Genomic DNA, 14,900 nt, shown 5'->3' with positions numbered 1-14,900 from the left:
CGTTCCAAATCCAACCATTTTTTAAGGAACGCTCTATTTTAGGATAATAATGATAATGAAACAAGAACCCACCACCTACCAACCAGAAGAGATAGAAAAAAAGATTTATGACATTTGCTCTCATAGGGGGTATTTTGAAATTGATGGCAATGAAAAAATCCAAGAAAAAAACAAACGATTTTGCTTGATGATGCCCCCTCCTAATGTGACCGGCATCTTACACATAGGGCATGCTTTAACTTTAAGCTTGCAAGATATTTTAGCGCGCTATAAGCGCATGGACGGGTATAAGACTTTGTATCAGCCCGGGCTTGATCACGCCGGCATTGCGACGCAAAATGTCGTGGAAAAGCAGCTTTTAAGTCAAGGGATTAAAAAAGAAGATTTAGGGCGTGAAGAGTTCGTTCAAAAAGTGTGGGAGTGGAAAGAAAAGAGTGGGGGAGCGATTTTAGAGCAAATGAAGCACTTAGGCGTGAGCGCGGCCTTTTCTAGGACTCGTTTCACGATGGATAAGGGCTTGCAAAGAGCGGTTAAATTGGCGTTTTTGAAATGGTATGAACAAGGTCTCATCGTTCAAGACAATTACATGGTGAATTGGTGCACTAAAGATGGGGCGTTAAGCGATATTGAAGTGGAGTATGAAGAGCGTAAGGGGGCGTTGTATTATATTAGATATTATTTAGAAAATCAAAAAGATTATTTAGTGGTGGCCACCACGCGCCCTGAAACTTTGTTTGGCGATAGCGCGCTTATGGTCAATCCTAACGATGAGAGATACAGGCATTTAGTGGGGCAAAAAGTGATCTTGCCTTTAATCAATCGCACAATCCCTATTATCGCTGATGCGCATGTAGAAATGGAGTTTGGCACAGGGTGTGTGAAGGTTACCCCTGGGCATGATTTTAACGATTATGAAGTGGGCAAACGCCACCATTTGGAAATGATTAAAATCTTTGATGAAAAGGGGATTTTGAACGCGCATTGTGGGGAGTTTGAAAATTTAGAACGATTAGAGGCTAGAGATAAGGTCGTAGAAAGATTAAAAGAAAACGCCTTATTAGAAAAGATAGAAGAGCACACGCATCAAGTGGGGCATTGCTATCGTTGCCATAATGTGGTAGAGCCTTATGTGTCTAAGCAATGGTTTGTCAAGCCTGAAATCGCTCAAAGTTCCATTGAAAAAATCCAACAAGGTTTAGCACGATTCTACCCTTCTAATTGGATCAATAATTATAACGCTTGGATGAGGGAATTACGCCCTTGGTGTATCAGCAGGCAATTGTTTTGGGGGCATCAAATACCGGTGTTTACTTGTGAAAATAACCACCAGTTTGTAAGCCTAGACACCCCTTTAAGTTGCCCTACTTGTAAGAGTGAAAAACTAGAGCAAGATAAAGATGTGCTAGACACATGGTTTAGTTCAGGGCTATGGGCGTTCTCTACTTTGGGGTGGGGGCAAGAAAAAAGCGGTTTGTTTAATGAAAACGATTTGAAAGATTTCTACCCTAACACAACGCTCATTACTGGGTTTGACATCCTCTTTTTTTGGGTGGCTAGGATGCTCTTTTGCAGCGAATCGCTTTTAGGCGAATTGCCTTTTAAAGACATTTACTTGCACGCCTTGGTTAGGGACGAAAAGGGCGAAAAAATGAGCAAATCTAAAGGTAATGTGATCGATCCTTTAGAGATGATAGAAAAATACGGCGCGGATAGCTTGCGTTTCACTTTAGCCAATTTGTGCGCTACGGGTAGGGACATTAAGCTTTCTACTGCGCATTTAGAAAATAACAAGAATTTCGCCAACAAGCTTTTTAATGCGGCGAGTTACTTGAAACTCAAACAAGAATCTTTTAAAGATAAAGAGCGTTTGAATGAATACCAAACGCCTTTGGGGCGTTATGCGAAATCGCGCTTGAATCTTGTTGCTAAAGAGGTTCGTAACGCTTTAGACAATTATCGTTTTAATGACGCCACGACTTTATTGTACCGCTTTTTGTGGGGGGAATTTTGCGATTGGTTCATTGAATTTTCTAAAGTGGAAAATGAAGCGATAGACGAATTAGGGAGCGTGTTAAAAGAGGCTTTAAAACTCTTGCACCCTTTCATGCCCTTTATCAGTGAGTCTTTATACCACAAGCTCAGTAACACGGATCTAGAAAACGCTCATTCTATCATGATCATGCCTTACCCTAAAGATTTGGCGCAAGATGAAAAATTAGAGCATGAATTTGAAGTGATCAAAGATTGCATTGTGTCTTTAAGGCGTTTAAAAATCATGCTAGAAACCCCACCGATTGTTTTAAAAGAAGCGAGCGTGGGATTGAGGGAGAAAATAGAAAACACAGAGCGTTTGCAAAATTACGCCCAAAAATTAGCGAGGTTAGAAAAAGTCAGCGTGATTAGTTCTAAGCCTTTAAAGAGCGTGAGCGATGTGGGGGAATTTTGCCAAACTTATGCGAATTTAGAAAATCTTGATTTAAGCCCGCTCATTGCTCGTTTAAAAAAGCAGCTAGAAAAACTGGAAAAAGAAAAACTAAAACTCAATTTGCACAATGAAAATTTTGTCAAAAACGCGCCTAAAAGCGTGCTAGAAAAAGCCAAAGAGAGTTTAAAAACGCTTTTGGAAAAAGAAAGTAAAATTAAGCAAGAATTGGATTTGTTAGAACAACCATAATAAAAAGGATAGAAAATGTTTCAAGCGTTAAGCGATGGGTTTAAAAACGCGCTCAATAAAATCCGCTTTCAAGATGATGAAAAAGCGCTAGATCGGGCGTTAGATGAATTGAAAAAAACGCTTTTAAAAAACGATGTGCATCATAAAGTGGCTAGAGAATTGCTCAAAAAAGTGGAAAGCCAGACTAAACTTAGTGGCATTGGCAAGCAGCAATTTTTAGACGCTTTAGAAAAGAGTTTGTTAGAAATCTTAAGCGCTAAAGGGAGCAGTGGTTTTACTTTCGCTCAAACGCCCCCTACCGTGGTTTTAATGGCAGGTTTGCAAGGGAGCGGTAAGACAACCACCACCGCTAAACTCGCTCATTATTTAAAAACCAAAAATAAAAAAGTGCTTTTATGCGCATGCGATTTGCAACGCCTAGCGGCGGTGGAGCAATTAAAGGTTTTGGGCGAACAGGTGGGCGTGGAAGTTTTTTATGAAGAAAATAAAAGCGTGAAAGAAATCGCCAACAACGCTTTAAAAAAGGCTAAAGAAGCGCAATTTGATGTTTTACTTGTGGATAGTGCGGGGCGTTTAGCCATTGATAAAGAGCTTATGCAAGAATTAAAGGAAGTTAAAGAAGTCTTAAACCCCCATGAAGTGCTGTATGTCGCAGACGCCTTGAGCGGGCAAGATGGGGTCAAAAGCGCGAACACCTTTAATGAAGAAATAGGCGTGAGCGGGGTGGTGTTAAGCAAGTTTGATAGCGATTCTAAAGGGGGTATCGCCTTAGGCATCACTTACCAATTAGGCCTACCCTTGCGTTTTATTGGGAGCGGGGAAAAAATCCCTGATTTAGACGTGTTTGTGCCTGAAAGGATTGTGGGGCGTTTGATGGGGGCTGGAGATATTGTCTCGCTCGCTGAAAAAACCGCCAGCGTTTTAAACCCTAATGAAGCCAAAGATTTAAGCAAAAAGCTCAAAAAAGGGCAATTCACTTTCAACGATTTTTTAAACCAAATTGAAAAAGTGAAAAAATTAGGCTCTATGAGTTCTCTGATCTCTATGATTCCGGGTTTAGGGAATATGGCAAGCGCGCTAAAAGACACGGATTTAGAAAGCTCTTTAGAAGTGAAAAAAATCAAGGCTATGGTCAATTCCATGACCAAAAAAGAGCAAGAAAACCCCGAGATTTTAAACGGCAGCCGAAGAAAAAGGATCGCTTTAGGGAGCGGCTTAGAAGTGTCTGAAATCAATCGCATCATCAAACGCTTTGATCAGGCGAGCAAAATGGCGAAACGACTCACGAATAAAAAGGGTATTAGCGATTTGATGAATCTAATGAGTCAGGCTAAAAATCAAACGCCCCCTAAAATGCGTTAAGTTTTAAGCATGTTTTAGGCGCTTTTGTTGTATAATCTCAAATTTAATACGAATATTTTAGGAGATTTTTGTAATGACAGTCATTAGACTCACTCGTATCGGGAGAAAGAAAAAGCCTTTTTACAGAGTGGTGGTAACCGATTCTAGGAAAAGAAGGGATGGAGGCTGGATTGAATCCATTGGGTATTACAACCCTTTGAGCGAGCCTAAAGATATTAAGATTGATAAGGAACGCTTGAATTACTGGAAAAGCGTGGGGGCTAAAATGAGCGAGAGGGTGGAAAAACTTTCTCAAAAAGCCTAAGGTTTTGTGAGGCTAAATGAGCGAATTAGATCCTTTGAACACGCCTTTTTCTCAAGCTGATTGTAAGGACTATTCGTATTGCGTGGCAACTTTTTTAGAAAAATATTTAAAAAAGGTTGTTTCTTTCCCGCAAGCTTTGAGCGTGGAGTACACGCTTTTAGAAGATAAAGTCAAGCAAATCACGATTTATACCCACCCATCAGACATGGGGCATGTGATTGGCAAAGAGGGCAAAATGGTGAGCGCGATTAAGGCGTTCGTTTCTGGTGTGAAAGCCAAAGACGGGTTTTCTTATAAAATCGTTGTTTTTGCGAGTAATGATAAAAATGGTGATAAAAATCCCCATGCTTTAGGCGATCAAACGCCTTGAATGGTTTCTATGCTTTTAGTGGGCAGAATTGGTAAAAGCGTGGGGCTTAATGGGGGGTTAAAGCTTCATTTAGAGAGCGATTTCCCGGAGTGTTTAAAAAAGGGCGTTAAGGTGAGCGTCGCTCCAACCAACGCTTTCTCTCGAGCTTCTTCTTTTAAAGAATATACAATCCATTCTTATGAACATGCCAAAAACCTGTTGTTTTTAGAAACTATCCACACGCCCGAAAAGGCTAAAGAGCTGACTAATTTAGGGCTTTTTATGAGTGAAGAAGAGAGCAAGAAACTTTGCGTTTTAAAAGAGGGTGAGTTTTTTTATTGCGATTTAGTAGGGCTTAGCGTGGTGGAAGAAAACGAGATTCTAGGAAAAGTCATAGAAATCCAAAGGATTTCTCAAACAGATTATTTCATGGTTGAAACCACGCTTAACTTGGTTGAAAAAGGTTTGGCTAAGATTTTTTTAATCCCTTATAGGGATTTTTATATCAAAGAAATCCTTTTGCAAGACAAAAAAATAACCACCCATAACGCTAAAACGCTTTTAGAGAATAGTTGAGTGAAATTCAGCGTTTTAACCCTTTTCCCGCAACTCGTATGGCCTTATTTTGAAGATTCTATTTTAAAAAGAGCGTTAGAAAAAAACCTTTTTGAATTAGAAGTGTTAAACCTTAGAGATTTTAGCGCTAATAAATATCAAAAAGCGGATCACACGCTCATTGGTGGGGGTGCGGGGCAGATTTTAGACCCAGAGATGATAGAAAACGCGCTCCACTCTGTTAAAAACCCTAAACACACGATTTTTTTAAGCGCGGTGGGCAAGCCTTTCAAGCAAATAGACGCGATGCGTTTGGCTCAAAAAAAGCATGTCATTTTGGTGTGCGGGCGTTATGAGGGCTTTGATGAACGATCTATTGAACTTGGTGCTGATGAGGTTTTTTGTATAGGCGATTTTATTTTAACAGGGGGCGAGCTTGGGGCGTTGTGCTTGATAGATAGTATCGCTCGCCACATTCAAGGGGTTTTGGGTAACGCCCAATCTTTAGAAAATGAGAGTTTTGAAAATGATTATTTGGAGGCCCCTAATTTCGCTAACGCTGTTTTTAAATCCAAAGAAATCAATAAAATCCCTACACCTTTAGAATATTCTAAAGGAAATCATGCTAAAATCAAGCAACTAAAACTTGATTTGTCAAAATTAAGGACAAAATTTTACCGCCTTGATTTATTCAAACAGCACAAATCATGAAATTGACATTAAGGAAAACACATGAAAAACCGCTACATTCAGCAGTTTGAAGACGCTCAATTAAAAGACAAGACCATGCCAGCATTTAAAGCCGGCGATACTTTAAGGCTTGGTATCACCATTAAAGAAGGCGAAAAAACACGAACTCAGTATTTTGAAGGCGTGTGCATTGCGATTAGAGGCAATGGCGTGGATAAGACTTTTTGCGTGCGTAAAATAGGGGCTAACAATATCGGCGTGGAGAAAATTTTCCCTTTTTATAGCGAAAGTTTGGCGAGCGTTGAGGTGTTGCGCGTGGGCAGGGTACGCCGCGCGAAGCTCTACTACTTGCGCGATAGGAGAGGTAAGGCAGCAAGGATTAAAGAAGTCCGCCATTAACTTCAAGGCTTTTTATCAGTCATGCTTCAATCAATGCTGATGGGTAGAACGCTCTTTAGGGGTTGAAATCCGTTTTTTAACCGCTTCTCTTAAAATTAGTGTAGAACTTTTTAAATGGATTGGATTGGCTTGAAAAAGAGTTTTTAATCCCTTTTTAGTTTTTACTACCAACTTTTTTAAAGTTTTCTTTAGTGTTGGCATTCGTTTTTTCAAGGCAAAGTTTTAATAACTTCTTTTCTAGATAACTTCTTTTCTGGCTTGCTATCTGTTAAAAAAGGTTAAAAGCGTTTTTTACCATCAAAATACAAAAAGCCTGACGCAAGTTGGGCGATAACTCCTTGAAAAATCGATCCTTGGGAGGTTAGGGGGATTAAAGGATTGATGAGAATATTAAATGCGAAATATCCCCCTATGTTTTCAAGAAAGTTTTACTATAAAGTTTTTAAAAAATGAAAGAAATTAATTAAGGCTTTGAGTGTCTGTATTTGATGAGAACAGAACCTTTATTTTAAAAAACAAGGCATGTTTAAATCCCATGCTATACTCAAACCCTTATGGCAAAATTCATATTTTGGGAGAAAGCATGGAAAAAACTGAAACCACGATTTTTGTGGATTGGGAAAATCTCCTCGCCGATTTGAAAGCAATCCAAGAAACGGATGAGCGTTTAAAAGAGTCTAATTTTAATTTCAACAATCCCGATCAACTCTCAGCGCTAATCCGTTCGTTTTTGGAGCCTGAAGAGGAATTGAAGCGGATCTATTTTTATGTATCTGAGCCTTTCACAGAAGCTGAACCTAGAATCAAGAGCGATAAAAAAGAAGAGCTTGAAAAGTATAAAGAGAATAGTCCCAAAGATTATGAGGAAAGAGTGCGTAAATCAGGGATTATGCAATCTTTCAACCATGCGATCGCCCAACAAAATCAAGTGAAATTACGAGTCGGGCGGGTAAAGTTCAAATTCGTATATAAGTTCGAAGACAAAGAAGTCTATAATGGTCTAGAAGCCAAGATTTTCATACCTTACTTAAAGTTGCGTCAAAAACAAGTTGATGCACTGTTGGCACACGATATTACCAAGCTGTATTGCACCAAACAAGGAGGGTGTATTTTGCTGTTCAGCAGGGATACCGATTTTGTGCCTGTGTTAGAAGCCGCTTGGGAGAAAGGCTTTGAAGTCTTCATCGCCAACATTCAAGAAAGCCCCAATTCTGTCCCTTCAGACTTGAAGAAGTCTTGCAATGTGAGAGAGTGCAGTGTCGCTGAAATTGTAGATAACTTGCCTCAGCACACCCCCAAGAAAAAGAACTTTTCCCCCAACGAGCCTTTTAACAACCCATTTAAAGACCAACTTTTTAAGAAGAACTAACGCGCTTCCCCCCACTAAGGGGACAAAAAAGCACCCAATTTAAAAGGGTTAGCTTAAGCGGATTTTTTCTAAATCCATGATTTCATTTTTTGCTCTACTATGGAGTGATTTTTGAAAACGGAGATAAATTAGCGCTTATAGTAGTGGTTTTATGGAGAATGCGCGCGTGTTTTTTGGCGGTATTTAGATTTTTCAAAACCCAATTATTTTAAAATTTTAACTTACTCTGTCAAAAATTTTTATAGTTTAAGCAAACCTTAAGCTTTCTATGACTATACTTTCATTTCCTTGTTTCAGCAAGGGCTTTTAAAAAGTCGCTTGATACCTTACAAGGATAGCTGATTAAAAGCAAACGATCTTTGAAAACTAAGCAAATTGATAGAAGTTCTTTTTAAAGGGATATTCTAAATGATTTAAGGATAACTTATTTGAAAGAGTGAGGGTTTTTATAACTTTCATTCTTTTATAAGAAATTCTTATCCAACCAGTGCCAATCAATTTCATTGATTATGATGATTATATCATTATGATTGATGACTGATATGGCATGAGAGTATTTTAGGTTAGCGTTTGGCTAAACCTTTTTAAAAAGTTTCTTTCTGTTTTGTTGTTGTAATACTTAAGAACACAACCCGTTTTATTCAATAATCAAATAAAACGAGTTCTTGTGATACGCTAAAGCTGTTGTTAGGAATAACAACAGCCTATCAAAAAACAAAAGAGCTTTGGGACAAACACTTTTATGGAGAGTTTGATCCTGGCTCAGAGTGAACGCTGGCGGCGTGCCTAATACATGCAAGTCGAACGATGAAGCTTTCTAGCTTGCTAGAAGGCTGATTAGTGGCGCACGGGTGAGTAACGCATAGGTTATGTGCCTCTTAGTTTGGGATAGCCATTGGAAACGATGATTAATACCAGATACTCCCTACGGGGGAAAGATTTATCGCTAAGAGATCAGCCTATGTCCTATCAGCTTGTTGGTAAGGTAATGGCTTACCAAGGCTATGACGGGTATCCGGCCTGAGAGGGTGAACGGACACACTGGAACTGAGACACGGTCCAGACTCCTACGGGAGGCAGCAGTAGGGAATATTGCTCAATGGGGGAAACCCTGAAGCAGCAACGCCGCGTGGAGGATGAAGGTTTTAGGATTGTAAACTCCTTTTGTTAGAGAAGATAATGACGGTATCTAACGAATAAGCACCGGCTAACTCCGTGCCAGCAGCCGCGGTAATACGGAGGGTGCAAGCGTTACTCGGAATCACTGGGCGTAAAGAGCGCGTAGGCGGGATAGTCAGTCAGGTGTGAAATCCTATGGCTTAACCATAGAACTGCATTTGAAACTACTATTCTAGAGTGTGGGAGAGGTAGGTGGAATTCTTGGTGTAGGGGTAAAATCCGTAGAGATCAAGAGGAATACTCATTGCGAAGGCGACCTGCTGGAACATTACTGACGCTGATTGCGCGAAAGCGTGGGGAGCAAACAGGATTAGATACCCTGGTAGTCCACGCCCTAAACGATGGATGCTAGTTGTTGGAGGGCTTAGTCTCTCCAGTAATGCAGCTAACGCATTAAGCATCCCGCCTGGGGAGTACGGTCGCAAGATTAAAACTCAAAGGAATAGACGGGGACCCGCACAAGCGGTGGAGCATGTGGTTTAATTCGAAGATACACGAAGAACCTTACCTAGGCTTGACATTGAGAGAATCCGCTAGAAATAGTGGAGTGTCTGGCTTGCCAGACCTTGAAAACAGGTGCTGCACGGCTGTCGTCAGCTCGTGTCGTGAGATGTTGGGTTAAGTCCCGCAACGAGCGCAACCCCCTTTCTTAGTTGCTAACAGGTCATGCTGAGAACTCTAAGGATACTGCCTCCGTAAGGAGGAGGAAGGTGGGGACGACGTCAAGTCATCATGGCCCTTACGCCTAGGGCTACACACGTGCTACAATGGGGTGCACAAAGAGAAGCAATACTGCGAAGTGGAGCCAATCTTCAAAACACCTCTCAGTTCGGATTGTAGGCTGCAACTCGCCTGCATGAAGCTGGAATCGCTAGTAATCGCAAATCAGCCATGTTGCGGTGAATACGTTCCCGGGTCTTGTACTCACCGCCCGTCACACCATGGGAGTTGTGTTTGCCTTAAGTCAGGATGCTAAATTGGCTACTGCCCACGGCACACACAGCGACTGGGGTGAAGTCGTAACAAGGTAACCGTAGGTGAACCTGCGGTTGGATCACCTCCTTTCTAGAGAAAAGCTTTTAATATTCGCTTATTGAAAGCCAAGAGTATTACCTGACAAAAGAACTTCTTGTTGCTTAGTTTTGAAAGATTGAGCTTATTCTTTCTTTTTTTACTTCTTGATTTTGTTTAATTCTTGTTTGCTTATTGTTTGTTATTTCTTAATGCTTATATTTTTAGTTGTTGGTGTCTTTATATTTAATGTTTAATGTGTTTAGTTTACTTGTTGTTTGTTATTTCTTACTTATTGCGTTTTAATTTTTATGTCTTAATCGTTTGTTTTTTACGCTTTAATATTAAAGTTTTAGTTTTGGTGTTTTGCTTCTTGTTTCTTTGTGTTCTTAAGGTTTTTTACTGCTTGTGGTTTGTGGTTGTTGTTTAATGTTTTTAGTTTGTTGTTTCACCTTGTCTTTTGCTTGCTTGATTTTGGTTTGATTGTGTTTCGTGTTTGTGTTTTATTTTTCTTAAATCTCATTTCTTTTGTTTGAGTGTTGGATTTAGTGTTGGACTTTCTTAATTCTTATGTTTGATTTTTTGATTCTTGTTTCTTTGTGTTCTTAAGGTTTTTTACTGCTTGTGGTTTGTGGTTGTTGTGTTGGAGTTTTACTTGTTACTTCTTGGGTTTTAATTTCTTTCGGATCTAATTGAACAAGTTGTTGGCGTTCAAAATTGCGTGCCTGAAAATCAATGCAATAACTCAAAAATAATAGAATCGTTTTCATAGGGGGCAACTAGGTGCATGCCAGAATAATGGAATTGAGTGCAAGAAAGTGCAATAAATGTGCTGTAGGGTTTTAATAAGGGATTTCTATTGTGTGGGTTGAGTTTGATAACACTTCCAAAAGCAATTGGTTTTATACTTTTGTTTTCATCAGATTGGCTTTGTAAAATAACTTATTCTAAAAAATGATTGATGAGCGGTGCTCTATGCGCTGATGCGGGTCTGGGGATAGACGCCTTTTGTAATGCTGATGCAAGACTTCTTCCCATTGTATTATTCTCTAAAACTTGCGCTTTTGGGACAACTTGCAACTGATCAATCATTATCTCAATTGCTTCATTTATAATGTAGTTTTTATGCGAAGGGTATTTTTTGCCTTTTTTATTTTTTGTTGTTTGTGGGAATGCTAAGAAAAAGTCCTTACCTTCATAGATGACAAAATAAGGGCGTTTTTCTCGTTGCTCATGACCTTTATTATGTCTGTTTTTATAATAAATGTCCATGTTAATAACTCCTTATTTAAAGCCCTATTTTACTGAACTTATTGGATAAAACCTGCTTAAGTTAAATTGATCCCATTCTGTTATAAAATATAAAAAATCAAATCTTAAAGGAAAATCATGCAAGAAAATCAGACCATTCCTTTTAAATGCCCCAAGTGTCAAGCGCCAATTAATGTGAGTGAAGCGCTATACAAACAGATTGAGCTAGAAAATCAAAGCCGGTTTTTAGCCCAGCAAAAAGCGTTTGAAAAAGAAGTGAATGAAAAAAGAGCGCAGTATCACACTCATCTTAAAATGTTAGAGCAAAAAGAAGAGACCTTAAAAGAGCGAGAGAAAGAGCAACAGGCTCAATTTGATGAGGCGGTCAAACAAGCGAGCGCGTTAGCCTTGCAAGATGAAAGGGCTAAAATCATTGAAGAAGCCAGGAAAAACGCTTTTTTAGAGCAGCAAAAGGGCTTGGAATTGTTGCAAAAAGAATTAGACGAGAAGTCCAAACAAGTTCAGGAATTGCACCAAAAAGAAGCGGAAATTGAAAGGCTCAAAAGAGAAAATAACGAAGCAGAGAGCCGATTGAAAGCGGAAAATGAAAAAAAATTGAATGAAAAATTGGATCTGGAAAGGGAAAAAATAGAAAAAGCCTTGCATGAAAAAAACGAATTGAAATTCAAGCAGCAAGAAGAGCAATTAGAAATGTTAAGAAACGAGTTGAAAAACGCTCAAAGAAAGGCGGAGCTAAGCTCGCAGCAATTCCAAGGCGAGGTGCAGGAATTAGCGATTGAAGAGTTTTTGAGGCAAAAATTCCCCCTAGATAGTGTTGAAGAAATTAAAAAAGGGCAAAGAGGGGGCGATTGCATTCAAGTGGTGCATACTAGGGAATTTCAAAATTGCGGGAAAATTTATTATGAGAGCAAACGCACTAAAGAATTTCAAAAAGCTTGGGTGGAAAAGCTTAAAAGCGACATGCGAGAGATTGGGGCTGATGTGGGGGTCATTGTGAGTGAAGCGTTGCCTAAAGAGATGGAGAGGATGGGGTTATTTGAAGGGGTGTGGATGTGTTCGTTTGAAGAGTTTAAGGGGTTGAGCGCGGTGTTAAGAGAGGGGGTTATTCAAGTGAGTTTGGCTAAAAAAAGTCAGGAAAATAAGGGCGATAAAGTGGATCTGCTCTATCATTATTTGACAAGCTCTGAATTTTCTATGCAAGTGAATGCGATTATAGAGGGGTTTGAGCAATTGAGAGCGGATTTAGAAAGCGAAAAACGCGCGATGGCTAGGATCTGGAAAAGCAGGGAAAAACAAATTGACAAAGTGTTTGAGGGTACGATTAACATGTATGGCTCTATCAAGGGCATTGCAGGTAATGTGATAGGGCAAGTGAAAGCGCTAGAGCTTGGGTATGATGGGGAAGATTTAGAAGATTAGTTTTTGTGGTGCACTTTGAGATAATATTAATTAGGAGAAAATATGGGTAATAAAGATAAACAACAACAGAATATAAGCAGTGGGATTTCTCAAATCGTATTAAAAAATGCGGCAACTTTTGATGAAAATGGGGCGAGTTTTGAGAATTTAAATTCTATCAACTTTATTTATGGGGCTAATGGGAGTGGTAAGACAACCACTTCTAGTTTTTTAAAAAATCTAGCTGAAAATAGGATTGAAAACAAGTTTGCTAATAGCAAAATAGAGTTGCATAACAGTGAGAATTTAAATATTGAAGTTTATAACAAGCAATTTAAAGAAGAGCAATTTAGAAACTCTCAAGTTAAAGGCATTTTTACGCTCGGTAAAAAAACAAACGAGAATTTAGAAAACATTGAGAGCAAGAAAGAATCAATAAACAAAGAGAAGGAAAAGAAGAAAAAGAATAAAGAAAACTTGCAAAATTTAACACAAGAAAAGGAAAAGGAAGAAAAGGATTTTGTTGATAGGTGTTGGGAAAAACTTTATAAAAAATTTGAAGAGGATTTTAAAGAAACGCTAGAAGGTTTTAAGCGTAAAGAGAAGTTTAAAGAAAAATCCTTAAGGAATTTGAAAACGATAAACACAATAAAATCGAGATAGTAAGGCTAGAAGAATTAAAAGAAAAAATTGGGATCGTTTTTAGTAAAAACCAAACAGAATTGGTGCCATTGGAATGCGATTTAACAGATTTTGATTCTATTGAAAACCATTCTATTTGGGAACAAAAAATTGTAGGGAGTGGTGGTGTAGCCATTGCAGATTTAATAAAAAAATTAAGCAATGAAGATTGGGTAGCTTGGGGTAGAGAATATATAAAAGAAAATAGTATATGCCCTTTCTGTCAAAAAGAAACCATTACCGAAGAATTTAAAAAACAACTAGAATTGTATTTTGATACAAATTATCAAGAATCTACTGAAACGATCAAAAAAATGAAAGAGGACTACACAAACAAAACCGCTGAGGTGTTGGAGCGACTTGATAAGATTGTTGAAACAGAACAAAAGAATCAACAAACCAAATTAAACACAGAGATTTTTAAAAGAATTATTGAAACCTTGAAGAGCAAAATCAATGGGAATCAACAAAAGATGCACGATAAGAGTAAAGAGATGAGCAGAAGTTTTGAGCTAGAAAGCACCAAAAATGAGATAAAAGAAATTAGAGATCTGATTGATACAGCTAACCAGCAAATAGCCAATCATAATGAGATAATAAAAGACACTAAAAACCAGAAAAAGAATTGCGTGGAGCAAACTTGGAAATTTCTAGTCAATGAATTTAAAAGTGATATACAAGAATATAATAAAAAGTATTGCGGTTTGAAGAAAGGGATAGACAATTTAGATAAAGAAATTAGGGAAAATCAAGAAAAGATAAAGAAATTAGAAAATGAAATTAGGGAATTAGAAAAAAACATGGTGAGCATAAAGCCCATTGTCAATGAAATCAATACGCTTTTAGAAGGGTATGGGTTCACGAATTTTGGTTTGGCATGCACTGAAGATGAAAAATCTTATCGTATTCAAAGAGAAGATGGTCAATTAGTGGGAGAAACACTGAGCGAGGGTGAAGTTACTTTCATCACTTTCTTATATTATTATCATTTAACAAAAGGCTCTTTAAAAGAGAACGATATATCAAAAAATAAGGTTTTAGTGATTGATGACCCCATTTCAAGTTTAGATAGCAATATATTGTTTATAGTGAGTGTTTTAGTTAAGGATCTTATGAAAGAAACCACGAAAGAAAAAACAAACATCAAGCAAGTTATTATACTAACCCACAACACATATTTTTACAAGGAAATTACATTAGAACATGATTTAAAACACTATAAAGGGAAATATTCTTTTTGGATAATTAGAAAGGATAATAATATTTCAAAAATTAAAAATTATAAAGAAAATCCCATTAAAAGTTCCTATGAATTACTATGGCAGGAAGTAAAAAAAGCAAAAGAAAATAATATTTCTTGGGTATCTTTACAAAATGTTATGCGAAGAATTATTGAGTATTACTTTAGGATTTTAGGCGGTTTTGAACATAATCATAACTTGAGTGAATGTTTTAAGGATATTGGAGAACGGAAAATGTGTAACTCTTTCATTTTATGGTTTAATGATGGCTCTCATGGGATTTCAGATGATTTGTTTGTGCAAAGTCAAGATACAAGTATTGAGACATATTTAAAAGTTTTTGAAAAAATATTTAAAGAAACCGGTCATGAAGCTCATTATAAAATGATGATGGGAATAAAGTAATTGAATTAAAA

At 38.0% G+C, this 14,900-nt stretch carries 10 protein-coding genes, 1 rRNA gene and 1 pseudogene; 11 read left to right on the top strand and 1 reads right to left on the bottom strand.

The features are described from left to right. Positions 1–55: 55 nt before the first annotated feature. From valS to AYS37_RS05745, 9 genes are all read left to right on the top strand, one after another. The gene (valS, locus tag AYS37_RS05785; protein WP_001874708.1) at positions 56–2,674 is read left to right on the top strand and encodes a valine--tRNA ligase; all 2,619 of its coding nucleotides are present in this window, start codon (positions 56–58) and stop codon (positions 2,672–2,674) included. A 15-nt stretch (positions 2,675–2,689) separates the two neighbouring features. Next, a complete protein-coding gene (ffh, locus tag AYS37_RS05780; protein ID WP_000484783.1) occupies positions 2,690–4,036 on the top strand; it encodes a signal recognition particle protein in 1,347 nt (448 codons plus the stop codon). A gap of 73 nt (positions 4,037–4,109) precedes the next feature. After that, positions 4,110–4,340, top strand: a complete 231-nt coding sequence (gene rpsP, locus AYS37_RS05775; protein ID WP_000216129.1) for a 30S ribosomal protein S16 — start codon at positions 4,110–4,112, stop codon at positions 4,338–4,340. 16 nt (positions 4,341–4,356) lie between these two features. After that, positions 4,357–4,710, top strand: coding sequence for a KH domain-containing protein (locus tag AYS37_RS05770; protein WP_001292067.1), 354 nt, complete (start codon positions 4,357–4,359; stop codon positions 4,708–4,710). Continuing rightward, entirely contained in the window at positions 4,711–5,265 is a 555-nt protein-coding gene (rimM, locus tag AYS37_RS05765; protein WP_000254328.1) for a ribosome maturation factor RimM, read from the top strand. Further along, positions 5,266–5,955: a tRNA (guanosine(37)-N1)-methyltransferase TrmD gene (trmD, locus tag AYS37_RS05760; RefSeq protein WP_000672948.1), complete on the top strand. Its 690-nt coding sequence runs from the start codon at positions 5,266–5,268 to the stop codon at positions 5,953–5,955. It begins immediately after the preceding gene. A 21-nt stretch (positions 5,956–5,976) separates the two neighbouring features. Beyond that, complete coding sequence (gene rplS, locus AYS37_RS05755; RefSeq protein ID WP_000797699.1) at positions 5,977–6,333, top strand: 50S ribosomal protein L19; 357 nt, start codon at positions 5,977–5,979, stop codon at positions 6,331–6,333. A 583-nt stretch (positions 6,334–6,916) separates the two neighbouring features. Continuing rightward, the gene (locus AYS37_RS05750) at positions 6,917–7,702 is read left to right on the top strand and encodes an NYN domain-containing protein (protein ID WP_001874706.1); all 786 of its coding nucleotides are present in this window, start codon (positions 6,917–6,919) and stop codon (positions 7,700–7,702) included. 739 nt (positions 7,703–8,441) lie between these two features. Continuing rightward, positions 8,442–9,946 (top strand): 16S ribosomal RNA (locus tag AYS37_RS05745). A gap of 888 nt (positions 9,947–10,834) precedes the next feature. Here AYS37_RS05745 and AYS37_RS05740 read toward each other — a convergent pair. Next, entirely contained in the window at positions 10,835–11,164 is a 330-nt protein-coding gene (locus tag AYS37_RS05740) for a putative type II toxin-antitoxin system PemK/MazF family toxin (protein ID WP_000356265.1), read from the bottom strand. A 117-nt stretch (positions 11,165–11,281) separates the two neighbouring features. On the opposite strand from AYS37_RS05740, the gene AYS37_RS05735 reads away from it, so the two are divergent. Both AYS37_RS05735 and AYS37_RS05730 read left to right on the top strand, forming a co-directional pair. Further along, a complete protein-coding gene (locus AYS37_RS05735) occupies positions 11,282–12,583 on the top strand; it encodes a DUF2130 domain-containing protein (protein WP_001157458.1) in 1,302 nt (433 codons plus the stop codon). A gap of 42 nt (positions 12,584–12,625) precedes the next feature. Next, a pseudogene (locus AYS37_RS05730) lies at positions 12,626–14,889 on the top strand (ATP-binding protein). Positions 14,890–14,900 lie beyond the last annotated feature (11 nt).

Origin of the sequence: Helicobacter pylori NQ4053 (assembly GCF_000274605.1) — a bacterium.
GTDB classification, from domain to species: Bacteria; Campylobacterota; Campylobacteria; order Campylobacterales; family Helicobacteraceae; genus Helicobacter; species Helicobacter pylori_CV.
Note: the sequence above shows the minus strand (reverse complement) of the source record. Positions and strands in the feature narration are given on the sequence as shown.

Excerpts from the sequence above, each read along its gene's own strand:
- rplS (WP_000797699.1), top strand. The coding sequence starts at position 5,977 with ATGAAAAACCGCTACATTCAGCAGTTTGAAGACGCTCAATTAAAAGAC.
- valS (WP_001874708.1), top strand. The coding sequence starts at position 56 with ATGAAACAAGAACCCACCACCTACCAACCAGAAGAGATAGAAAAAAAG.
- AYS37_RS05770 (WP_001292067.1), top strand. The coding sequence starts at position 4,357 with ATGAGCGAATTAGATCCTTTGAACACGCCTTTTTCTCAAGCTGATTGT.
- rimM (WP_000254328.1), top strand. The coding sequence starts at position 4,711 with ATGGTTTCTATGCTTTTAGTGGGCAGAATTGGTAAAAGCGTGGGGCTT.
- rpsP (WP_000216129.1), top strand. The coding sequence starts at position 4,110 with ATGACAGTCATTAGACTCACTCGTATCGGGAGAAAGAAAAAGCCTTTT.
- AYS37_RS05740 (WP_000356265.1), bottom strand. The coding sequence starts at position 11,164 with ATGGACATTTATTATAAAAACAGACATAATAAAGGTCATGAGCAACGA.
- AYS37_RS05750 (WP_001874706.1), top strand. The coding sequence starts at position 6,917 with ATGGAAAAAACTGAAACCACGATTTTTGTGGATTGGGAAAATCTCCTC.
- AYS37_RS05735 (WP_001157458.1), top strand. The coding sequence starts at position 11,282 with ATGCAAGAAAATCAGACCATTCCTTTTAAATGCCCCAAGTGTCAAGCG.
- ffh (WP_000484783.1), top strand. The coding sequence starts at position 2,690 with ATGTTTCAAGCGTTAAGCGATGGGTTTAAAAACGCGCTCAATAAAATC.